18 protein-coding genes and 1 tRNA gene are annotated in these 21,378 nt (G+C 71.6%); 6 read left to right on the top strand and 13 right to left on the bottom strand.

All coding sequences use genetic code 11. The annotated features are described in order from the left end of the window. Positions 1-28: 28 nt before the first annotated feature. Positions 29-1,612, top strand: coding sequence for a lytic transglycosylase domain-containing protein (locus ACK4YQ_RS08775; RefSeq protein ID WP_409610404.1), 1,584 nt, complete (start codon positions 29-31; stop codon positions 1,610-1,612). 1 nt (position 1,613) lies between these two features. On the opposite strand, the gene ACK4YQ_RS08770 is transcribed toward ACK4YQ_RS08775, so the two are convergent. Beyond that, positions 1,614-2,078: a glycosyltransferase gene (locus tag ACK4YQ_RS08770; RefSeq protein ID WP_409610402.1), complete on the bottom strand. Its 465-nt coding sequence runs from the start codon at positions 2,076-2,078 to the stop codon at positions 1,614-1,616. A gap of 133 nt (positions 2,079-2,211) precedes the next feature. Between ACK4YQ_RS08770 and ACK4YQ_RS08765 the strand changes: the two genes are divergently transcribed. Beyond that, the gene (locus tag ACK4YQ_RS08765; protein ID WP_409610400.1) at positions 2,212-3,606 is read left to right on the top strand and encodes a DUF2142 domain-containing protein; all 1,395 of its coding nucleotides are present in this window, start codon (positions 2,212-2,214) and stop codon (positions 3,604-3,606) included. A gap of 50 nt (positions 3,607-3,656) precedes the next feature. Next, positions 3,657-4,739 (top strand): PA0069 family radical SAM protein, encoded by a 1,083-nt coding sequence (locus tag ACK4YQ_RS08760; RefSeq protein ID WP_409610398.1) that lies wholly within the window; start codon positions 3,657-3,659, stop codon positions 4,737-4,739. Here ACK4YQ_RS08760 and ACK4YQ_RS08755 read toward each other — a convergent pair whose 3' ends face one another. After that, positions 4,740-6,023 carry a class I SAM-dependent RNA methyltransferase gene (locus ACK4YQ_RS08755; protein WP_409610396.1) on the bottom strand — a complete coding sequence of 428 codons (1,284 nt, stop codon included), beginning with the start codon at positions 6,021-6,023 and terminating at the stop codon, positions 4,740-4,742. Positions 6,024-6,196: 173 nt separating this feature from the next. On the opposite strand from ACK4YQ_RS08755, the gene ACK4YQ_RS08750 reads away from it, so the two are divergent. Then, complete coding sequence (locus ACK4YQ_RS08750; RefSeq protein ID WP_409610394.1) at positions 6,197-6,613, top strand: glycine zipper 2TM domain-containing protein; 417 nt, start codon at positions 6,197-6,199, stop codon at positions 6,611-6,613. A 33-nt stretch (positions 6,614-6,646) separates the two neighbouring features. Then, the gene (locus tag ACK4YQ_RS08745) at positions 6,647-7,225 is read left to right on the top strand and encodes a glycine zipper 2TM domain-containing protein (RefSeq protein WP_409610392.1); all 579 of its coding nucleotides are present in this window, start codon (positions 6,647-6,649) and stop codon (positions 7,223-7,225) included. Positions 7,226-7,358: 133 nt separating this feature from the next. Here ACK4YQ_RS08745 and ACK4YQ_RS08740 read toward each other — a convergent pair whose 3' ends face one another. The 8 genes from ACK4YQ_RS08740 to ACK4YQ_RS08705 form a co-directional block, all read right to left on the bottom strand. Beyond that, complete coding sequence (locus tag ACK4YQ_RS08740; RefSeq protein ID WP_409610684.1) at positions 7,359-8,096, bottom strand: TlyA family RNA methyltransferase; 738 nt, start codon at positions 8,094-8,096, stop codon at positions 7,359-7,361. A 7-nt stretch (positions 8,097-8,103) separates the two neighbouring features. Continuing rightward, positions 8,104-9,867 carry a class I adenylate-forming enzyme family protein gene (locus ACK4YQ_RS08735; protein WP_409610390.1) on the bottom strand — a complete coding sequence of 588 codons (1,764 nt, stop codon included), beginning with the start codon at positions 9,865-9,867 and terminating at the stop codon, positions 8,104-8,106. 106 nt (positions 9,868-9,973) lie between these two features. After that, positions 9,974-10,381: a hypothetical protein gene (locus tag ACK4YQ_RS08730; protein WP_409610388.1), complete on the bottom strand. Its 408-nt coding sequence runs from the start codon at positions 10,379-10,381 to the stop codon at positions 9,974-9,976. Further along, on the bottom strand, positions 10,378-11,862 hold the full coding sequence (locus tag ACK4YQ_RS08725; RefSeq protein ID WP_409610386.1) for a hypothetical protein: 1,485 nt from the start codon (positions 11,860-11,862) through the stop codon (positions 10,378-10,380). The genes ACK4YQ_RS08730 and ACK4YQ_RS08725 overlap by 4 nt, the downstream gene beginning before the upstream one ends. Before the next feature lie 105 nt (positions 11,863-11,967). Next, positions 11,968-14,634, bottom strand: a complete 2,667-nt coding sequence (locus ACK4YQ_RS08720) for a valine--tRNA ligase (protein WP_409610384.1) — start codon at positions 14,632-14,634, stop codon at positions 11,968-11,970. A 137-nt stretch (positions 14,635-14,771) separates the two neighbouring features. Further along, positions 14,772-15,317 carry a DUF2497 domain-containing protein gene (locus ACK4YQ_RS08715; protein WP_409610382.1) on the bottom strand — a complete coding sequence of 182 codons (546 nt, stop codon included), beginning with the start codon at positions 15,315-15,317 and terminating at the stop codon, positions 14,772-14,774. Between the two features lie 133 nt (positions 15,318-15,450). Next, the gene (locus ACK4YQ_RS08710) at positions 15,451-16,995 is read right to left on the bottom strand and encodes a TolC family outer membrane protein (RefSeq protein WP_409610380.1); all 1,545 of its coding nucleotides are present in this window, start codon (positions 16,993-16,995) and stop codon (positions 15,451-15,453) included. A 120-nt stretch (positions 16,996-17,115) separates the two neighbouring features. Further along, positions 17,116-17,688, bottom strand: coding sequence for a protein-L-isoaspartate O-methyltransferase family protein (locus tag ACK4YQ_RS08705; protein ID WP_409610378.1), 573 nt, complete (start codon positions 17,686-17,688; stop codon positions 17,116-17,118). Positions 17,689-17,839: 151 nt separating this feature from the next. Here ACK4YQ_RS08705 and ACK4YQ_RS08700 point away from each other — a divergent pair. Further along, positions 17,840-17,913, top strand: a tRNA-Cys gene (locus ACK4YQ_RS08700). Between the two features lie 36 nt (positions 17,914-17,949). Here ACK4YQ_RS08700 and ACK4YQ_RS08695 read toward each other — a convergent pair. The 3 genes from ACK4YQ_RS08695 to ACK4YQ_RS08685 are packed head-to-tail and all read right to left on the bottom strand — an operon-like array spanning position 17,950 to position 21,376. After that, the gene (locus ACK4YQ_RS08695; RefSeq protein ID WP_409610376.1) at positions 17,950-18,384 is read right to left on the bottom strand and encodes a GtrA family protein; all 435 of its coding nucleotides are present in this window, start codon (positions 18,382-18,384) and stop codon (positions 17,950-17,952) included. Then, positions 18,381-20,063, bottom strand: coding sequence for a hypothetical protein (locus tag ACK4YQ_RS08690; protein WP_409610374.1), 1,683 nt, complete (start codon positions 20,061-20,063; stop codon positions 18,381-18,383). The genes ACK4YQ_RS08695 and ACK4YQ_RS08690 overlap by 4 nt, the downstream gene beginning before the upstream one ends. Beyond that, complete coding sequence (locus ACK4YQ_RS08685) at positions 20,060-21,376, bottom strand: NAD(P)/FAD-dependent oxidoreductase (protein ID WP_409610372.1); 1,317 nt, start codon at positions 21,374-21,376, stop codon at positions 20,060-20,062. Before ACK4YQ_RS08685 ends, ACK4YQ_RS08690 begins: the two co-directional genes overlap by 4 nt. Positions 21,377-21,378: the final 2 nt, after the last annotated feature.

Genomic DNA, 21,378 nt, shown 5'->3' with positions numbered 1-21,378 from the left:
CCGTGAACGGCTGCGCGTGGAAGACGGCATGACGCTCATGACGCGCATGCGGATCGCGGCCCGGGCCGCGATCCTCATCGCCGCCATCGCCGGCCAAGCCGCCGCCGCCCCGCAGGCGCTGTCGCCGTGGGACGTGCGCCGCTACACGGCCGCCTTCGCCGCCGTGGAGCAAGGCGACTTCATCGGCGCCCAGGTGCAGGCCGCCGAGATCAAGGACGAGTCGCTGGAGGGCCACCTCAGCTTCCGCCGGCTGATGCACCCGACCGCGCACAAGGCGACCTTCCAGGAACTCGCCGACTGGCTTTCCAGGTACGCCGACCTGCCCGGCGCGGACCGGGTGTTCGCCCTGGCGATGAAGCGCAAGCCCGCCGAGGCGCCGGCGCCGCGGGCGCCGGTGATCTCGACCTCGGGCTGGGGCCGCGTGGAGCAGGCCGCCCGCCGCCTCGCCGGGCCGCTGCCGGGCGACAAGGCGCGGCGGGCGCGCGAGGCGTACTATTCCGGCGACGTGCGCCTGGCCCTGGCGCTGGCGCCGGGCGCGGGCGAGACCTGGATCGCCGGCCTGGCCGCCTATCGCCTGAAGGACTACCCCAAGGCCCAGGGCTATTTCGCCGAGGTGGCGCGCAAGTCCGAGGACGCCTGGCTGCGGGCGGCCGGCGGCTTCTGGGCCGCGCGGGCGGCGGAGCAGGCCGGCGAGCGCGAGGCGGTGCAACCCTTTCTGCGGATCGCAGCCAAGGAGCGCGAGACCTTCTACGGCCAGATCGCCGCGCGGCGCGTGCGCCTGATCACCGCCGAAGAGGCGTCCCCGGTCGAGGTCTCCGAGGCGCCGGTCAGCGCATCGCCGATGTTCATCCGCGCCGAGTTCGACGGGCCGGGCGTGGACCTGGCGCGGTTCGTCAAGACCAATCCGCGGGCGCACCGCGCGGCGGGGCTGGCCCAGATCGGCCTGATCAACGAGGCCGGGCTGGAGCTGCGCGCGGGGCTGACCCTGGCGCGCACCGAGGCCGAACGCAGCCTCTGGACGGCCCTGATCCTGTCGCTGAACGCCCCCCTCACCTCCGCCGGGGACGCGGCGATCGCCACCTTCCGCGGCGACTATCCGACGCCGATCCTGCAGCCGCAGTCGGGCTTCACCATCGACAAGGCCCTGGTCTACGCCATCGTGCGCCAGGAGAGCCGGTTCAATCCGCTGGCCGTGTCCCGGGCCGGCGCGGTGGGCCTGATGCAGCTGATGCCCGACGCCGCCGCCCGCGCCGCCGGGGACGACAAGCTGAAGGCCGACACCAGCCCGCTGTTCGACCCCTCCTTCAACCTGCGCGTCGGCCAGGACTATGTGACCTGGCTGATGGAACGGGGCGTCGGCTACGACCTGCTGCGCGCGGTGGCCGCCTACAACGGCGGGCCGGGCACGCTGCTGCGCACGGCCCAGATGCTGGGCGAGGACGCCGACAGCCTGCTGGTGATCGAGAGCCTGCCCGCCCAGGAGACCCGCAACTACGTCGAGCAGGTGGTCGCCGCCTACTGGATCTACCGGCGCATGTTCGGCGAGGAGACCAAGACGCTGGACGCCCTGGCCTCGGGCGCCCCGGTGGTCGACGCGCGGCTGGACTTCTAGCTCAGGACAGACGCGGCGCGCGGCCCGCCAGGCGGCGCAGGGCGTCCAGATCGGCCGTCGACCCCAGGGCCGCCGCAGCGGACCGGCGAAGAAGCACGCCGGCCCTGGCGGGCGTGCGCAGGCGGGCGAGCCAGCCGCCCTGATCGACGCCCTCGGTCAGCAGGGCCGCCTGCCCGCCCCGCTCCAGATGCGCGGCCACCGCCTCGCCCCAGCCGCGCCGCAGACGCAGGTTCACCGGCAGCACCAGCACCCACTCGCCCCGCGCGCCGGCCACGGCGTCGGCCAGGGTGGTCGTGAGCACGTCGGCGCCCGCGTCCTCGCAGAGCTCCAGAGTGCCGTCGCTGGAGCCGCCGTCCACCACCAGGACCTGGCGCACCAGCCCGTCGGCCGCGGCGGGAACCAGGGCGCTGAGCAACAGGTGCAGGTCGCGGGCCGCATTCAGGGTGGGGACGATCGCCGAAATCATGGCGCCTAGAAGCGGTCCCAGGTTCAAGGCGTCAAGCCGCAGGTGGCGGCGGCCGAGCTTGCGTGTACAACTTGAAAGGATCGCTTCAGGTCCGTTACACCGCGCGTCGAGCGTCGCGCCGGGGAGCCCGTTCTTGTCTTCGCGTATCCACCAGCTCCACCGGGCGTGTCCTTATGTGTTCGTCGTGCTGGCGCTGGCGACGAGCCTGTTCCTGGCGCTGAAGATCCCGCCGTTCATGAACGCCGACGAGGTGGCGCATGCGCAGCGGGCGAACCTGACCACCTTCGGCCGGCTCATCGGCGAGCGGACCGGCACGCCGCAGGCCCGCGTGGCCGGAGGCATGGTGGACATCCCGATCGCCGAGGCGGCCGAGCCGTTCGGCGACATGCGCTTCCATCCGGAAGTGAAGGCCACGCCCGCCGACTTCGAGGCGGCGGCGCAGTACCGGTTCGACGGGCGCATCATGCAGACCGCCTTTCCTGGCGCGGCGGTCTATCCTCCGGTGTTCTACCTGCCCGCCTCGGCGGCCATGGCGGTGGGCAAGGCGTTCGACTGGCGCGTGGTCGACACCCTCTACCTCGCCCGGGCGGCGGGGGCGGTGTGCTGCGTCCTCCTCGGCTTCCTGGCGCTGAGGATCGCGGGACGGGCGCGGTGGCCGATGTTCGCGATCCTCGCCCTGCCGATGTCCTGCTCGCTCTATGCGGCGGTGAGCTGCGACGGCCTGCTGCTGGTGACGACGGCGCTGGGGGTGGCGCTGGCCTCCCGCGCCATCTACGAGCAACGGGCGATGACGCCGAAGGCGGCGCTGGCGGCCGCGCTCTGCTTTGGCCTGGTGGCGGCGACCAAGCCGCCCTACGCCGTCTTCGGCCTGATCCTGCTGACCGCGCCCGGCCTGACGCTCCGGCTGCGGGCGCTGGCGGCGGCGATCTCCTTCGGACTTCCCGTCGCCTGGTCGCTGTGGATGGACGCGGCGGTGCGCACGCCGATCCGCCTGCCGGGCACCGCGGTCGACGCCGAGGCGCAAGCGGCCCTGCTCATGGCGCACCCGCTGAACGTCTGGCCGATCGCGGTGAACACCCTGACGCTGGAGTGGGATTTCCTGCTGCGCTCGGCCATCGGCATCCTCGGCTGGCTGGACACGCCGCTGCCCAAGGCGATCTATCCGGCGGCCGTCGCGGCGGTCGTCCTGGCCGTGCTGGTGGCCCTGGGCGGACGGACCGGGCGGGCCTGGACGGCGACCAAGGCCGCCGCGCCCGTGATCGTGGCGCTGGCCGGCGGCGGCGTCTTCCTGGGCATGTACCTGCTGTGGACCGATGTGGGCCTGGACAAGGTGAACGGGGTGCAGGGCCGCTACCTGCTGCCCCTGGCCGTCTTCGCCACCCTGCTCGTCGAAGGCGCGCGGGCGGCGCGGGCGCATCCGGCCACGGACGCGGTCAAGGCCGCGCTCGCCGGCCTGGTCCTCGCCTTCCCCGTCGCCAGCTTCGCGGTGGTGGTCCATGCGGTGATGCAGCGCTTCTACGGCGGCTGAAGCCGGCTTTTGTTCTTTCTTTGTTCGCGCCGCCGTGATTGGGTAGCCGGGTGTCGAACCCGCAACCCCACCTCCGCGGCCGCGGCGCGCGGTCCAACGCCACCGGGCGCTATGAAAGCCGACTGCGCGAGGCGTTCGACGACGGCTGGACCGAGGCCGACGCCGCGCTCGCCCCGCTGAAGACGACGGTCACGCCGGAGGCGGCGCGCACGATCATCACCCACAACGACAGTCCGGACGTGGGGTTCGACAGCTCGATCAATCCCTACCGGGGCTGCGAGCACGGCTGCATCTACTGCTACGCCCGGCCCGCCCACGCCTATGTGGGGCTCTCGCCGGGCCTGGACTTCGAGTCCAGGCTGTTCTTCAAGCCGGACGCGGGCAAGCTCCTGGAACGGGAGCTGTCCTCGCCCCGCTACAAGCCCGACGTCATCCACATCGGCGGCAACACCGACCCCTATCAGCCGCAGGAGCGGCGCCTGCGCACCACCCGGGCGGTGATCGAGGTGCTGCAGCGCTTCAACCACCCGTTCTCGATCATCAGCAAGTCGGCGCTGATCCAGCGCGACCTGGACCTGATGCGTCCCATGGCGGCGCAGAATCTGGTCCGCGCGGCGATCTCGATCACCACCCTGGACCGGGCGCTGGCCCGCAGCATGGAGCCGAGAGCGGCCACGCCGCAGCGGCGCCTGGAGGCGGTGCGCCGGCTCAGCGAGGCCGGCGTGCCCGTGGTGGTGATGTTCGCCCCGGTCATCCCCGGCCTCAACGACCACGAGCTGGAGGCCGTGCTGGAGGCCAGCGCCGCAGCCGGCGCATCGGCCGCGGCCTATGTGGCCCTGCGCCTGCCGCTGGAGATCAAGGACCTGTTCCAGGAATGGCTGGCCAGCGACCATCCGGACCGGGCCCAGCGGGTGATGTCGCTGGTGCGCCAGATGCGCGGCGGGGCGGCCTATCAGACCGAGTTCGGCAAGCGGATGAAGGGCGAAGGCCCGATCGCCGACCTCCTGAGCCAGCGCTTCCGCGCGGCCAAGCGGCGGCACGGCCTGGACCGGGAGCTCGCGCCGCTGGACCTGTCGCGGTTTCGCCGTCCGCCCAGGGCCGGCGACCAGATGGACCTGTTCGCCGCCGGCTGATCAGCGAGCGAAGACGCCGATGAGCTCCATGTGGGCGGACCATAGGAACTGGTCCACGGGCAGGATCCGCTCCAGCCGGAAGCCGGCGTCGATCAGGGTGCGCGCGTCGCGGGCGAAGGTGGCGGGATTGCAGGACACGCCGATCACCCGCGCCACCCCGGAGCGTGCGATCTCGGCGGCCTGCTCCGCCGCCCCGGCGCGGGGCGGGTCGAAGACCACGAGGTCGGTCTTCTTCATTTCCTCGGCCAGCATCGGCCGGCGCACGAGATCGCGGGCCTCGGGGGTGATCGCCTTCAGCCCGGGGGCGGTGGCGATCGCCGCCTTGAGCGCGGCGACGGCGGGCGCGGCGCCGTCGGCGGCGTACACCGGCGCCAGGGCGGCCAAGGGAAAGGTGAAGGTCCCCGCCCCGCAGTAGAGGTCGGCGATGCGGTGCGCGCCGGCGGCCTGGGCGGTGACGAAGGCGACCATGGCCGCCTCCGCCTGGGGCGTCGCCTGCAGGAAGGCGCCGGCCGGCAGCGCCACCACCGCCGGGCCGAAGGCGACCGTCGGCTGGCGGGCCAGATAGGCGACCTCGCCATCAAGAGTGACGCGGGCGAAATCCGACTGCGCCGCAACCTCGGCCACACGTAGCCGCGAGTCCGCCGACAAACCGCCGCTTTTGCGCTCCACCCCGGAAATGTCGATGTCGAGGCCGGCGCCGGTGAGGGTGACATGCAGGGTCGGAGCGGACTTGGGATGCTCGAACAGCGGCGCAGCCAGCCGCGCCAGGGCCGGAAGGGCGGCGACCAGGCGCGGGTCGGCGATCACGCAGGTGTCGACCTCCACCAGGCTCCAGGACTTGCGGGCCTTGTAGCCCAGGCGCGCGGCGTCCCTGCGTCCCGCCCGGGCGTGCAGGGCCAGCCGACGGCGAGTGGCCGGAGCGGCCGCGAAGGGCGCCAGCAGCTCGGTCTCGATGTGCTGGCGCGCCAGGGTGGCGCGCAGGCGCTCGACCTTCCAGGCCAGATAGGCGCCGTGCTCCCAGTGCTGCAGGGCGCAGCCGCCGCAGGCGCCGAAGTGCGGGCACGGCGGGGCGACGCGCTCTGGACTGGGCTCCAGCACCTCCACAAGCTCGCGCCGCTCGCCCCGGCCGGCCGCCCGCACCCGTTCCCCCGGCAAGGTGAAGGGCACGAACACCGGGCCAGGCGCAAGCCCGTCCCCCTCCCCGCCCATGGCTTCGATCGCCAGTTCGGCGATCGGCTCGGGACCGGCGGGGGCGGGTCGCGGCGAAGGTCTGGAACGTCGCATTCTCACGTCTGTTTTCCCTTGCGGAAGCGGTCCGCCCCGCCCGCCGCCCGCATTTCGGCGGCGGCCAGATGAACGAAGATGAACGAACCGCTCAAGCCTCGTTCAGCTTGGCCCCGCCATTGTCACGGTCGAAACGCGGCGAGGGGCGCCGCTTATACGTCAAGGAGAGGTCCATGAACCGGATAATCGCCCTGGCCGTCGCCGCCGCGGTCGCCGCGCCGGCGCTCGTCGCCCCGCAGTTCGCCGCCGCCCAGTCGGCCCGCAGCTACGGCGACGGCGACGTCTGCCGGGCCGAGCAGCGGCGCCAGGCCAACACCGGCACCGCCGTCGGCGCCGTGGCCGGCGCGCTCCTGGGCTCGGCGGTCGCCGCCAAGGGCGTCAAGACCGAGGGCGCGGTTCTGGGCGGCGCCGTCGGCGCCGTGGCCGGCCACCAGATCGCCAAGAGCCGCGTGAAGTGCGTCGACTATCCCCGCCGCCTGTCGGCCCGGTCCAACTGCCGCTGGGTGCAAGAATACTATGACGGCCGCACCCACAGCTTCGAAGTCTGCCGCGGACGCGACGGCGTCTGGCGGCCCAGCGGCCGGGCCTGACCCGGCGCGACCCCGAATTCCAAGGAGCAGAAGATGTTCAACCGTTCCCGTCTCGCCAAGGGCGCCCTGACCGCGGTCGCGGGCGTCATGGCCCTCACCGGCGCCCTGTCGGTCCCGAGCTTCGCCGCGGCCCAATCGGCCGGCTACTACGGCGGCTACAACTATGATCCCTGCCGCCGCGACCAGACCAACCGCGGCACCGCCGGCGCCCTGATCGGCGGCGCGATCGGCGCGGTGATCGGCTCCAACGCCGCGGCGCGCAACGCCCGCACCGAAGGCGCCCTGCTGGGCGGGGCCCTGGGCGCGGCGACCGGCGCGGCCGTCGGCAACCGTTCGGCCGCCTGCGCGCCGAGCTACGCGTCGCCGCCGCGCACGAGCTACAACTACAACCGGCCCTACAACGACGGCCGCTACTACGACAACCGCTACAGCGCGAACGACCGCTACTACGACAGCTATGACAGCTACGACAGCTATGCGGTGACCGAACGGCCCGGCGCTGATGGCTGCACCCTGGCCGAAAGCCCGATCTACCTGCCGGACGGCCGCGTGCAGAAGCGCTTCGTGCGCGTCTGCCAGGACGGCGGCGGCCGCTATCAGGTCGTCGACTGACCGCCGACGGGCGTCCGCCCAGCGCCTCCACACGAGCTTGGATCGAACCGTCCGCCCGACCCGGGCCGGACGGCGCGGTCCAGGGCGTCGGAAAGGCCGCCGCGCCCCCGCTGGCGGCCTTTCTTGAATCCGCTCAGCCAGGCCCCTTCGTCGCCCAGACCAGGAACTCGCGGTTGCCGTCGCCCCCGGCGACGGGGCTGTCGGCGGCGGCACGCGCCGTCCAGCCTTCAGCGGCCAGGAACATCTGGGCCGCGTCCACCGCGCGATGCTGGGCCGCGGCGTCCCTGACGACGCCGCCCTTGCCGACGAACTCGCGGCCCACCTCGAACTGCGGCTTGACCAGGACCACCAGATCCGCGCCCGGGGCGGCGAGCGCCAGGGCGGCGGGCAGCGCCTTGGCGAGGCCGATGAAGCTGACGTCGCAGACCACCAGCTCCGGCGGCTCGGGCACGCGCGCGGCGTCCAGGACCCGGGCGTCCACGCCTTCCAGGGAGACGACGCGCGGATCGGCGGCCACCTTGGGATGGAGCTGGCCGCGGCCGACGTCGACGGCGTAGACCCGCCGCGCGCCCGCCCCGAGGCAGACCTCAGTGAACCCGCCGGTGGAGGCGCCCACATCGAGCACGACGCGGCCCTCCACCCTGATCGGCCACAGCTCCAGTGCGCGGACCAGCTTGAGCGCGCCGCGGCCGACGAAGGGATGAGCGGGCTGCGCCTCGATCGCGGCGTCGTCGTCGACGAGGTCCGACGCCCGCGCGAGCCGGCGCCCCGCCGCCGTCACCCGGCCGGCCTCGATGGCCGCCCGGGCCTTGGCGCGGCTGTCGAACAGGCCGCGCTCGACCAGCAGGATGTCGGCGCGCTTGCGGGTCAGCCGGCGATCAGGCCTCGGCCTGCTCCTCGGCGAACACCTTCTTGAGGTCGTTCTTCAGGATCTTGCCGTTGGCGTTGCGCGGCAGGGTCTCGGGCCAGAACTTCACCTTCACCGGCACCTTGAAGGCCGCCAGGCGCTCGGCGACGTGGGCGCGCAGCTCCTGCTCGGTGGCCTGGGCGCCCGGCTTCAGGGTGACCACCGCGGCCGGCTCCTCGCCCAGGGTCTTGTGCGGGATGCCGACGATGGCGGCGTCCATGATCGCCGGGTGGTCGTAAAGGACGTTCTCGACTTCGACGCAGTAGATGTTCTCGCCGCCGCGGATCAGCATGTCCTTGGCCCGATCGACGATGAAGCAGAAGCCCTCCTCGTCCAGGCGGGCGAGGTCGCCGGTGCGCACCCAGCCGTCGACGAAGGTCTGGGCCGTCGCCTCGGGCTTGTTCCAGTAGCCCTTCACGATCATCGGCCCCTTGGCCCACAGCTCGCCAAGCTGGCCGACCGGCAGCTCGGTCACGCCGTCGGCGGGATCAACGATCTTGAGCTCGGCCACCGCGGCGGCGGGACCGCAACTGTCGGGCCGGTTGACGTAGTCCTCGGCGCCGTTGCTGGTGACGGTGGCGCAGGTCTCGGTCATGCCCCAGCCCTGGCCCGGCTGCGACTTGGGGAAGGCCTCGCGGATGCGGCGCACCAGCTCGGGCGCGGACGGGGCGCCGCCGTAGGAGACGGACTCAAGGGAGGACAGGTCGTAGTTGGCGCGGGCGGGATGCTCGATCAGCTGCCAGGCGATGGTGGGCACCCCGCCGGCGGACTGGATCTTCTCGCGCTGGATCAGCTCGAAGGCTCGGATCACGTCCCACTTGTACTGCATGACCAGCTTGCCGCCGAAGAACAGCATCGGGTTCAGGACGGCGAAGCAGCCGGTGGCGTGGAAAAACGGCACGGACAGCAGGGTCGAGCGCTGGGGCGCGTTCGGGTCCGGCGCCGGGGGCGCTTCGCCCTTGCGCAGGAAGTGGCGGGCCCCGGCCGCGCCGGCGCTCATGATGTTGGAATTGATGCCGCGATGGGTGCCCAGGGCGCCCTTCGGCTTCCCGGTGGTGCCGGAGGTGTAGAAGATCGTCGCCTCGTCGTCCGGGACGATCTCGCAGGGCGGCAGGGTCTGGTCGGGCAGGCCGGCCCAGTCGCCGGCGCCGCCGATCACGTCCTCGAGCTTGGCGACCATCGGGTGGGCGATCTCGTCGGCCTCGCGCGAGACGTAGACGCGCTTGAGGTCGGGGCAGTCATGCAGGTGCTCGGCCAAGCGCTCGTAGCGCTCGGCGTCGACGATGGCGACCTTGGAGCCGGAATCGGTCAGGCCGTACTGCAGCTCGGGCCCGGTCCACCAGGCGTTCAGCGGGGTGACAATCGCGCCGATCGAGGCGGCGGCGTAGAAGGCGACCACCCATTCGGGCAGGTTGCGCATGATGACCGCGACCCGGTCGCCCTTCTGGACGCCCTGGGCCTGGAGTTCGCGGGCGAGCGCGGAGACGGCGCGATAGAAGGCCTCGAAGGTGACGCGCTCGTCCTCATAGACCAGGAACACGCGGTCGGCGTGGGCGCGGGAGGCCTCGACGATGCTGCGCAGGGTCGGCGGCTGGTTCTTCCAGGACCGGACCTTCACCCCCCACGGCAGGGTGACCTCCTCCATTTCCAGCGGCGAACCCGGCGCGGTGAGCAGCGCGTGGGCATCCTTGATGGACATGGCGGGCCAGCCGGCGGGCAGAGCGGCCTCGGTCATGGGCGTTCTCCTAATGCTGCGCGCGCGGCCTAACGCGCCGCACGTCGTCTCAGGTGAACAAGCATAACCTAGCGTTCGAGGCAAACGCGCGTTGGGCTCGGAGCCCTCAAGGGCGCGGCAAGCCCAGCAGGGCCAGAGGGATGGCGCAGACCGAAGCCACCGACTCCAGCGCCCGCCAGACGTCGTCCTGATCGCGGCAGAAGCTCTGGACGCCGACGGAGACGCGCCGCAGCCGCTCGGTGAGGGAATCCTTGCGCTTCTCGTCCTTCACCGCCTCGACCGCGGCCTCCTCGGCGGCGGCCACGTCGGCGCGCAGAAGCTCGGCCTGGGGCGCGGTCAATTCGCCGCTCGCCTCCAGCCGCTCGAAGACGGCGCGAATCTCGTCGAAGCGCTCCACCAGCAGGGCGGCCGTGGGCGAAGACCCGGCGGCGGCCTGGGCGCCGTCACCCACCGCCAGGGCGTCGATCCGCACGTCGCGGCCGGCGTTGATGTTGATGCTGTTGTCGCGGCTCATGACTTGCTCCCTGGCGTTACGGCGCGGGCGATGCTGCTGAGCGCGCCCTGCGCCTTGGCGTTCGGACCGATGGCGACCCCCGATAGCGACACGTCGCGCTCGGCCGTGATCTGCACGGTGTTGTTCTGGATCAGGGTCGACTGCGCCTCCAGGTCGCCCGCATCCACGCCGTGGGCGCGCAGGAGGTCGCCGACGGCGTTGAGGACCTGGGCGTTGACCGCGTGGAAGTACTGGGCGGCGTCGACCTTCTGGAAGTAGCTCGCAAAGGCGCCTGCGGCCATGTGGGTTCGCAGCGACCACATGGCGCCGTAGTTGTAGGCGGGATTGGCCTGGATTTCCCGCCGCTCGCGTCCGGCCACGCCGCCGAACAGGGCCTCGTCGGCGACCTCGGCGACCCGGCGGCTGATGGTGAGGAAGGCGGTCAGCACGTCCAGCGGCACGGCGGCGACGGCCCCCGCCCACCAGCGCACCGCTTCCCAGAACCCGTGGCCGCGAAGGCGGTCGATCTCGCGGTAGGTCTCCGCGGCCGGGGTCAGGGCGACCTGGGCGGCCTCGATCGTGAGCATCGAGCCGCGGACCTGACAGCGGAACAGGTAGCTGAAGACCAGCTCGCCCGCCCAGTCGGTGACCGACGCCCGCTGATAGACGCGCACGCCCGGATGGCCGCCGAAGCGGAAGCCGCGGGCGACCTCGTCGGACACCCGGTCCGCCGGGCGCACGAAGGGATCGGGCTGGATTCCCGCAGCCTTGCCCTGCCCGCCGCCGACGAACATCACCTCCCCCAGCTTCAGGCCGTCCAGGGACAGGCCGCGGACGGCCTGCTCGATGGCCGCCTCCATGGCCCTGGCCGTGACCTGGCCGGACACCGTGTCGGCCCCGGGCGCGGGCCGGTTGAGATCGAAGGCCAGGTTCCAGCCGCCCAGATTGACCCCCAGCCCGGCGAACGGATCGCCGCCGCCGTGGCAGACCACCTCCACGCCCTCGGGGCGCGCGGCCTCGCCGAGGCCAAGCTCGCGCCGAAGCGCGGCGGGGTCATAGGCGGCCTCCGCGAACCGCGGCGCCAGCCGGAAGCGGATGCGCCAGCGCCGGCGAAGGCTGACGCCGACGATGGCGGCCAGCCAGACCAGCACCAGGATGGACGGCCGGTTGAGGAGAAATGGCGCGAGCGCCAGGCCGGCGATCGTCCACCAGTAGCCCTGGTCCTCGTCGTCGAACCGCCGCGCCGCGGCCGCCACCAGCTCGATGTCCAGCCCCGGCTCGGGGGAGCGGGCGCGGAAGGGGTTGGCCGTGCGCCGGATGATCAGGCCGCGCAGCAGCGGGCCCTGGAGCAGGAGCGAGCCGAGCGCCAGGCGCGTGACGTCAGCCGGCGCATAGAGCGGCGCGACGGCCTCGACCCCGCGCCGAAGCCGCAGGACCACGAAGACCGCGCCGGCGATCAGCGCCAGCAGAATGAGACTGAATAGGAACTCTTCCCCACGCATCGCCTCGCCCCCGACCAGGCAGGGACGCGGCCCGCCCGCGCCCCGGTCCCTGTCCTGCCCCCGGTCGAAAGGGTGCGACGAAAAACGCTGTTATGGAAGCGAAACTCAGCCCACGCCGGCCAGCCGCGCCAGGGCGCCTTCGAGCTTGGCCTTGGCCGCCTCGGCCTCGGCCAGGCGCTCGCGGTTCTCCTCGACCACCTCTTCGGGCGCACGGGCGACGAAGTCCGGATTGGAGAGCTTCCTGGCGGTGCGCTCCACGTCCGCGCCGAGGGCGCCGATCTCCTTGGCCAGGCGCGCGCGCTCGGCGGCCAGGTCGATGAACTCGGCGACCGGCAGGGCCAGAGTGGCGCCTTCCACGACGTAGGGGATCGCCCCTTCCGGGGCGGTCGCCTCGACTCGGACCTCGCTGACCCGCAGCGTCTGACCGATCACCGAGGCGTTGGCGAGGAGCACCTCGCGCTGGCGCGGATCGGCCTCGATCACCAGCAGCGCCGGGCGGGCGGACGGCGGGACGTTCAGCTCGGCGCGGACCGAGCGGCCCTCGCTGACGGCGGCGATCACCAGGCCGATCTCGGCGTCGGCGGCCGGATCGATAAGGCTCTCCGGAAGGTCCGGCCAGGGCGCGGTCATCAGGAAGCCGTCATGAACGCGGGCGGCCCCCTCCTGCGCCGTCTGCGCCCACAGTTCTTCGGTGATGAAAGGCATCACCGGGTGCAGCAGCTTCAGGATGACATCCAGCGCCCAGGCGGCGGTGGCCCGGGTCTCGTCGCGGGCGGCCTCGTCGGCGCCGTTTAGGATCGGCTTGGCGAGTTCGACGTACCAGTCGCAGAAGACGTTCCAGATGAAGCGGTAGAGCGCGCCGGCGGCCTCGTCATAGCCGCAGCCGGCGAGGGCTTCGGTCACGGCGCGGGCGGTGCGGGCGGTCTGGCCGACGATCCAGCGGTTGAGGGTCACCTTCACGGCGGCCGGGTCGAAGCCCGCCGCCCGGGCGCAGCCGTTCATCTGGCAGAAGCGCGTGGCGTTCCACAGCTTGGTGCCGAAATTGCGATAGCCTTCAATGCGCTGGCGAGAGAGCTTGATGTCGCGCGCCTGGCCGGACATGGCGGTCAAGGTGAAGCGCAGAGCGTCGGCCCCGAATTCGTCCACCAGCTCCAGGGGGTCCATCACGTTGCCCTTGGACTTGGACATCTTCTTGCCCTCGGCGTCGCGGACCAGGGCGTTGATGAAGACGCGCTTGAAGGGAACCTCGCCGGTGAAGTGCAGGCCCATCATCATCATCCGGGCGACCCAGAAGAAGATGATGTCGAAGCCGGTGACCAGGGTGTGGGTCGGATAGAACCGTTCCAGGTCGGCGGTCTTCTCCGGCCAGCCGAGCGTGGAGAACGGCCACAGCCCCGAGGAGAACCAGGTGTCCAGCACGTCCTCGTCCTGGCGCAGCGGCTCGTCGCGGCCGTAGTGCTCGCGCGCGGCGGCGCGGGCGGCCTCTTCGGTCTCCTCGACGAAGACGCGGCCGTCCGGGCCGTACCAGGCCGGGATGCGGTGGCCCCACCAGAGCTGGCGCGAGACGCACCAGGGCTGGATGTTCCGCATCCATTCAAAATAGGTCTTCTCCCAGTGGCGGGGCTCGAAGACGGTGGCCCCCTCCTCCACCGCCTTGATCGCGGGGCGGGCCAGGACCTCGGCGTTCACGTACCACTGGTCGGTCAGATAGGGCTCGACCGGCACGCCCGAGCGGTCGCCGTGGGGGACCATGTGGCGGGTCTTCTCGATCCCGCGCAGCAGGCCTAGGGCTTCCATCTGCTCGACGACCTTCCGGCGCGCGACGAACCGGTCCAGCCCGCGGAATTCGGCCGGCGCGGCGTCGTTGATCCGGGCGAAGTCATCCATCACGTTGATGGACGGCAGGTTGTGGCGCTTGCCGACCTGGAAGTCGTTGAAGTCGTGCGCCGGGGTGATCTTCACCGCGCCGGAGCCCTTCTCCGGGTCGGCGTAGTCGTCGGCGACGATCGGGATCGGCCGGCCGACGATCGGCAGGCGCACGCACTTGCCGACCAGATGCTTATAGCGCTCGTCGTCGGGATGGACCGCCACGGCGGTGTCGCCGAGCATGGTCTCCGGGCGGGTGGTGGCCACGACGATCTCGCCGGAGCCGTCCTCCAGCGGATAGGCGAAGTGGTAGTAGGCTCCTTCGACCTCCTTCTGCTCGACCTCCAGGTCGGAGATGGCGGTCTGGAAGAAGGGATCCCAGTTCACCAGCCGCTTGTCGCGGTACATCAGCCCCTGCTTGTAGAGGGTGACGAACACCTTGCGCACGGCGGCCGAGAGGCCCTCGTCCAGGGTGAAGCGCTCACGGCTCCAGTCGCAGGAGGCGCCCAGCCGGCGCAGCTGGTTGACGATCGTGCCGCCGGACTCGGCCTTCCACTCCCAGACCTTGGCCACGAACTCGTCACGGCCCATGTCGCGGCGGGTCATGTTGCCGGCGGCGGCGAGCTGGCGTTCGACCACCATCTGGGTGGCGATGCCGGCGTGGTCGGTGCCCGGAAGCCACAGCGCCGCCTTGCCGCGCATCCGCTCGAAGCGGATCAGCACGTCCTGCAGGGTGTTGTTCAGCGCATGGCCGATGTGCAGCGAGCCGGTGACGTTCGGCGGCGGGATGACGATGCTGAACGGCTCGGCGGACGGATCGGCCGTCGGCGCGAAGGCGCCCGACTGCTCCCAGGCGCCGTAGAGGCGCGGCTCGACGGATTTCGGATCGAAGGTTTTTTCAAGCATGGCGTTGTCGGCGGTGAATACATTCCCGCTCGCCCCCGCGAAAGCGGGGAGCCAGGCTTTTTCGGTTCAGCCCGGATCCTTGGACAAGACGCCTCTCCCCGCGTGGGCGGGGACGAGCGGACGGCTATCTGCGGTCCTCAGCGTACGCGGCCGCCGCGGGCGATGCGCTCGACCTCGGCGTCGACGGTCGCCTGGACAATCCGCGGCAGGTTGGCGTCGAGCCAGTCCTTGAGCATCGGCCGCAGCATCTCGCGCACGAGCTGCTCCAGGGTCAGGTCGGCGTTGCCCATCAGGATCGAGGCCGACAGCTGGCCGAAGGCCGAGGCGGCGGCGCTCGCCGCGGCGGGGCCGACCAGCCCCTCCTCCAGGTCGAGGGAGGACGCCTCCGGCTCGGCGGCCGGGGCGGTGGTCGGCGAATAGACGTCGAGGTCGCCGACGGTCTCGACCCGCTCGGTCAGCTCCAGGACGTCGTCGTCCTCGTCGGCGGCGGCGGTGAGTTCGGGTTCCGGCTCCGGCTCCGGCTCGGGCGGCAGCTCAAGGGCCGGCGCCTCGGCGACCTCGGCTTCCGGCGGATCGCCCGGCTTGCTGTCCTCAGACTCCGGAGCGTCATCTTCGGAGATGATGCGCCGGATGGAGGCCAGGATCTCCTCCATCGTCGGTTCTTGGGCGGTCTGATCGGACATGGTTAAGCCGTTGGGGTAGCGTCGGAGAATCCCGTGCGCCTAGCCTAGGCGCGACAGGCCGATCCTGCAATTTCCACCCGAGTCCGCAAGCGACTATTCGCCTGGGACGCGAGAGACGGCAGGGGTTTAGGGCCTATTGCTCGGGCGTGGCGGCGGGCGCGGGCGGCGGCGCGTCGATCGTGACGGTCGGCTCGCGGGGCTTTTCGTCCGTCTTCGGCACGAAGACCGAATCGACGACGCCGATCGGCTCTTCCCACGGCACCCAGCCCCAGGTGATCCGCAGCTTCTTGAAGTTCGTCTTCGGATCATAGACGGCCAGGGTCGGCGTCAGGTTCTGCGCCTCGAGCCGGCCCATGGAGAAGAGCACGGAGGCGGCGGCCACGTACTCGTCGCGGACCGCGTTGACCTGCGAGAGCTGGGCGCTGCGCAGCTCCTGCTCGGCGTTGAGCACGTCGATGGTGGTGCGAAGGCCCACCTGCTGCTCCTGGCGGGTGCCCTCGGCGGCGATGGTGGCCGCCCTCACCTGCTCCTGCGAGGAGCCGATGTTGGCGCGGGCGGCCAGCAGCTCGTTCCAGGACTGGGTGACCGACTGCAGGACGCTGCGGCGAGCGGACTCGATGCCGATGCGGTCGGCGTTGTTGCGCTCGATCTGGGCGCGCACGCGGCTGTTGGTGAGGCCGCCGGTGAACAGCGGCACGGTCAGCGTGGCGCGGCCGGTGAGGTTGCGCTGATAGTCCGAGGGTTCGAACGGCTCGGCCAGGCCCGTCCAACCCAGGGTGCCCCCGATTGAAACGCTGGGCATGCGCTCGGCCTTAGCGGCGGTGACGCGGGCGCGGCTGGCCTGGGCGGCGTATTCGGCGGCGCGGATCTGCGGGTTGTTCTGTTCGGCGACGTCGAAGGCGACATCGACGTCGGCCGGCAGCAGGCCGGCCAGGGACGGCTCGGGCGCCAGTTCGCCGGGGTTCTGGCCGACGACGGCGGCGTAGCTGGCGCGGCTGACGGCGAGCTGGGCCTGGGCCGAGCGAAGCTGAGCCTGGGCGGCGGCGAGGCGCGCTTCGGACTGGGCCACGTCGGTGCGGGTGATCTCGCCCACTTCGAAGCGGGCGTTGGATTCCTCGAGCTGGCGCTGGAGGACCTTGACGTTCTCCTGGCGGATCGCCAGGGCCTGCTGGTCGCGGCGCACGTCGACATAGGCCTGAATCACGCTGGCCAGCACCTGGGCCTCGACCCGACGCAGGCTCTCGCGGCCCGCCAGGATGTCGGCTTCGGCGGCCGAGACGGCTGCGCCCACGCGCCCGCCGGTCCAGATCGGCTGCGCGAGCGTGAGGGTGGCGGTGTTGGTGGAGCCTTCGGTTGTGGCGTTCACAACGCCCGAGTCCGGAATCCCGTCGCCGTTGGTGTCGACGCCTGCGCTGCTGACGCCGGGCGAGCGGCTCTGCGACCAAAGCGTCTGCCCGGATACGCTCAGCGTCGGCCGCCAGCCGGCGCGGGCCTGGACGACGCTTTCATCGAGGGCGCGCTGGGTGGCGCGCTGGGCCTGCAGGGTGGGGTTGCTCTCGTAGGCCAGCGCGATGGCGTCGGCCAGGGTTTCTGCGCTGACCGGCGTGGCCGCCAGGGCCCCGATCAGACTCGCGACGCATGCAGCGGCCATCAGGCCTGTGCGACGGCTGGTGAACATTGAATATCCCCGAAAGCAGCGAGAGAACGCCCCTATTAGACCGCGCCCTAGGACTTGGACCAGAGGGCGCGTCCTTAAGCTTTTTTCACCCTGACGTTTCGAAGGTGTTTCCAATACGCTTCAGAACGCGAAACCCGGCTGCGGCTGGAAGCCGGCAAGGACCGGCGGGGTGGCGTCGAACAGGTCGCGGCGGCCGAAGCCTTCCTCGGCGCGACAATAGATCGCGGCCTTGCCGACGGGCCCGGTGCGCTCAACCACGGCCAGGCGGCCGGTCGGGGCCAGGGCGTTCAGCCAGGCGTCCGGCGCCTTGTCCACTGCGCCCTCGCAGATGACCACGTCGAACTTGCCGGGCGGAACCGCGCGCAGGTCCTCGCCGTCGAGGCGCTCGACGCTAAGGCCCAGGTGCTCCAGCACGGCGGCGGCGTAGGGCGCGGCGATGGCCAGGGCCCGTTCGCCCGGCTCCAGCTTGAGCGCCTGGAGCAGCTTGGCGACGTTGCGCGGGCGCATAAGGTAGCGGCCGGGCGCGTATTCGGCGTCGATGTCGGCGTACGCCATGAAGGCCTTGTCCGCCGGCAGCAGGGTCTCGCGAGGGATTTCGCGCATGGCGTCGTGCAGGCGCACGTCCGTCACGTCCTGGGTGCGCACCTGGCTTTCGACCATGTTCAAGCGGGCGGCGGCGAAATCGGCGGCCATCGAGTCCTCGCGGTCTGCATCGGTGAGGGGCTTATAGGTCCGCCCTTAACTCCAGCGCAATCGGAGCCTGTCAGAGACATTGCCCGAGGCTGCGCGTTCTGTTAGCGATCCGCCTCCCGCCTCGGCGCGCCTTCGCGCCGGCATACCGGACGGCCTGGTGGCGGAGTGGTTACGCAGCGGACTGCAAATCCGTGCACCCCGGTTCGATTCCGGGCCAGGCCTCCAACCTTCCTGCACCGCCCCACCGGAAGATCGAATCGCTCAGGCTTCGTGGCGGGCGAAGGTGACGAGCTTGTGCGCGACGAAATTGACGAGCACGGGCAACAGGATCGAGACGCCGTGGGCCAGGGCCTCGGCGAGCGCCTCGGGCATCAGCGGGCCGAAGACGTAGCGGTGCAGCAGGATCGAGGCGCCCACCACCACAGGCAGGGCGGCGAGATTGAACACCAGGAACCAGGCGATCTGGCTGCGCAGGCTGCGATTCGAATTGGGGAAGACGAAGGCCCGGTTCAGCACGAAGGCGACGGCGAAGCCGACCAGATAGGCCGCGAACACCGCCCCCAGGAAACCGAGCCCCGGCTGCAGGGCGAAGCGCGAGAGGAAGTTGGCCGCCGCCGCCAGGCCCCCGGCGAACAGGAAGCGCACGAATTCGGGGGTGAAGTAGAGCGCCGCGATCCGGCCGACCAGGACCCTCATGGCGCAGGCTTCTCGCCGATCGGGCAGGCCCGTCCGTCGCGCAGGACCGCGTAGGCGCGCAGCGGTCCCGTGGCGTCCGGCCGCGCGAGCGCGTTCCAGCCGGAGCCGAGGATCCAGACCTGGGGAACGGCCTGCTGCACGTCGGGCCGCGCCTCGCCGAAGCGGCCGAGGCCGACCAGGGTTCCGTCCGCCGCCGCCAGGACGACGGTGCGCGGCGTGCGCCGGGCCTCCCGGTCCCAGGCCCAGCCGCGGGCCCGCCAGGCGGCGCCGGGCGCAGGCGCGTCGAGGACGTCGAAGGCCCCCAGGCAGGCCGAGGCCGGCGCGGGCTTCAGCACCGCCTCGGCCGAGCCGCCGATCCAGCCGGCTTCAGGTTCGGCGAAGACCGAAAGGCGTTGGGCCCTGAGGAAGCCGCTCCAGTCCTGCAGCTCAGGCAGGTTGGGATAGAGCACGGCCAGGGCGGCGGGATCGTCCAGGCCGATGACGAGCGCCTCGGAGGCCGCGCTCACCCTGGCGTCCCAGGCCTTGACCGCCGCGAACAGGAGGCCCTGCGAGAGCACCAGGACGAAGGCGGCCACGCCGTAGGCCAGCCCGGCGCAGGCGCCCACAAGGCGGCGTTCGCCCGCCGCCGCGAAACGGCCCCAGAAGACGAACTGGGCCGCCCAGAACCAGGCCGAGGGCGTGACGTAGCGGCTGGAGATCGCCTGCGCGTAGCCGAAGTCGAGGCGGCCGAGGGCCGTGACCCCCGCGCTGAGGCCGACGAAAAGGACGATTCCGAAGGCCGCAAGCTGGGCCGGGTCGCGCTCGCGCCGAAGAACCACCTGAAGGGCCATGGCCGCCGTGAGGCCGATCCCGACCAGGCCGCAGCCGAGGGCCAAGATCGGCCGGCCCATGCCGAACAGGGCTCCAAGGTAGGCCGCCACATACTGCGCCAGCTCCAGGGGCCGGCGGATCGAGGCCAGCGGCGAGGAGTGCCCCTCCACCGGGCGGAAGCCGGAAAAGTAGAGCGCCGCCAGGGCCGCCACGACGACCAGGGTCGCCCCCAGGAGCCGCCAGGACCCGCGCACCGCCAGGGCCACCAGCAGCATCGCCCCGCCGACCAGCACGCCGTTGGCCATGGAGAAGGTGCAGACGCCCAGCAGCGCCATGGCGCCGGCCCAGGCGCGCCAGTCGACCGCGGCCGGCTCGCGCATGGCCCGGCTGAACAGGAACAGGCCCCAGCCGCCGGCGCAGTAGACGCCCACGAACTGGACCTGGAACCCCCAGACGAGGTTCTCCCACTGGGCTAGGCTAAACAGGCAGGCGGCGGCGAGCGCCGCGGCCGCAGCCGTCAGCGGCCGCAGGCCGCCGCGCAGCGCCAGGCGCACGAATAGCCAGGCGCCGAGCGCCTGGATCGCCAGGATGGTGGTCAGGTTCACCAGGTTGGAGCCGCGCGTCCAGGCCATGTCGGCCAGGAACACCAGGCGCGGGAAGACGATGCGGTGCTCGTTGTGCTGGCGCCAGAACCACTCGAGGCTGGGTCCGTGCCTGAGCAGGTCGCGGTAGGAGGCGACCATCCCCCACTGGTCCTGGTAGGGCGTGGCCTGCCAGGCGGCCAGCACGGCGGCCAGGGTCGTCGCGGCCAGCAGGACCGGCAGGATGGCCGGGGCCAGAACGCCCCAGTCGCGCCCCCTGCCCGTCATGCGAACACCGGCTGGCGGCGCGGCTCGCGGGAGGAGCCGATCACCTGCGCCATTTCCCGCGCCAGGCGCGCGCCTTCGGAGACGCCGCGGTCCTCGGGATAGTAGAAGCAGGTGTCCGCCACCTGCAGCCCCGCGATCGGGGTCTGGATGGGCGGTATCTTGGCCGCGAAGCCCGGCTCGCACACCGGCTGGGCGTGCTTCAGCCGCCCGACGCGGGAGGCGATGCGGTCCTCGGGGCGGAGCTGGGGATTGATCCGCTGCAGATAGGAGAAGCTCTCGGCGATGAGCGCCTCGTCGGGCGCCGTCCACTTCGGCGCGTCCGGCGGCATGTAGTAGGGCACGTAGACCACCGCCTCGTCCGTCGGCCGCAGGTTCGAAAATTCGATGACGCCCGGAATCTCGATGTCCGGGTCGATGATGTTGACCCAGAAGTGAGGCGTGACGGGCGTCCTGAGCTTATGCACCACGCAGATGACGCCGATGTTGCGGATGGCGGCGTAGCTGTCCTTGGAGGCCTGCGGCAGGGCCGGCACGAGGCCGGGCACGAAGGGGGTCGGCACGGTGCAGATCACCGCCTCGGCGTCGAAGCGGCCCTTGGCGGTGCGCACGCCCGTCACGCGGCCGTCATAGGCCTCGATCTCCTGCACCGGATGGGCCAGATGGACGCGGCCGCCCTGGCGCTCGATGGAGGCCACGAGGGCGTCGACCAGCGTCTGGGAGCCCCCCTCCAGATAGCCGAGCTCCTCCTGGAACAGCGAGCGGCGGGAGCGGCCGACGCGACGCACGCGCGTGGCGATCCAGGCGGCGGAGATGTCGTCGGCGTACTGGTAGAACTTCAGGTCCATGAGCTGGCGCCAGAGCTTCTCGTAGACCGACCGGCCGGCCCCCTTCTCGATCCAGGCCCGAGCGGAGACGCCCTCCAGGTCGTCGAAGGCGTCGCGGCGCGACGTGAGGAACATCTGCAGGCCGTAGCGGAACTTCTCCACCGGCCCGAGGAGCGAAGTGGTCAGGAGCGAGACCGGGTCGCCCCAGGGATGCAGCCGGCCCTTGGCGAAATAGGCCATGGACGTCGGCCGCCAGCGCAGGCGGTCGGCGATCCCCAGGTCCTCCAGCAGGGCGAAGGTGGGCGCGTCCGGCTTGCAGATGAAATGGTAGAAGCGCTCGATCGACAGGCCTTCGAAGTCGAAGTGCGCGGCCATGCCGCCGGCCACGGCGTCGGCCTCCACCACATCGACCTCGTGGCCGAGCTTGAGAGCGTAGTGGGCCGCGGCCAGCCCCATGGCGCCGGCGCCGACGATGACGGTTTTCACCATGC

The organism is Phenylobacterium sp., from assembly GCF_046291545.1.
In the GTDB taxonomy this organism is placed as follows: domain Bacteria; phylum Pseudomonadota; class Alphaproteobacteria; order Caulobacterales; family Caulobacteraceae; genus Phenylobacterium.
Note: the sequence above shows the minus strand (reverse complement) of the source record. Positions and strands in the feature narration are given on the sequence as shown.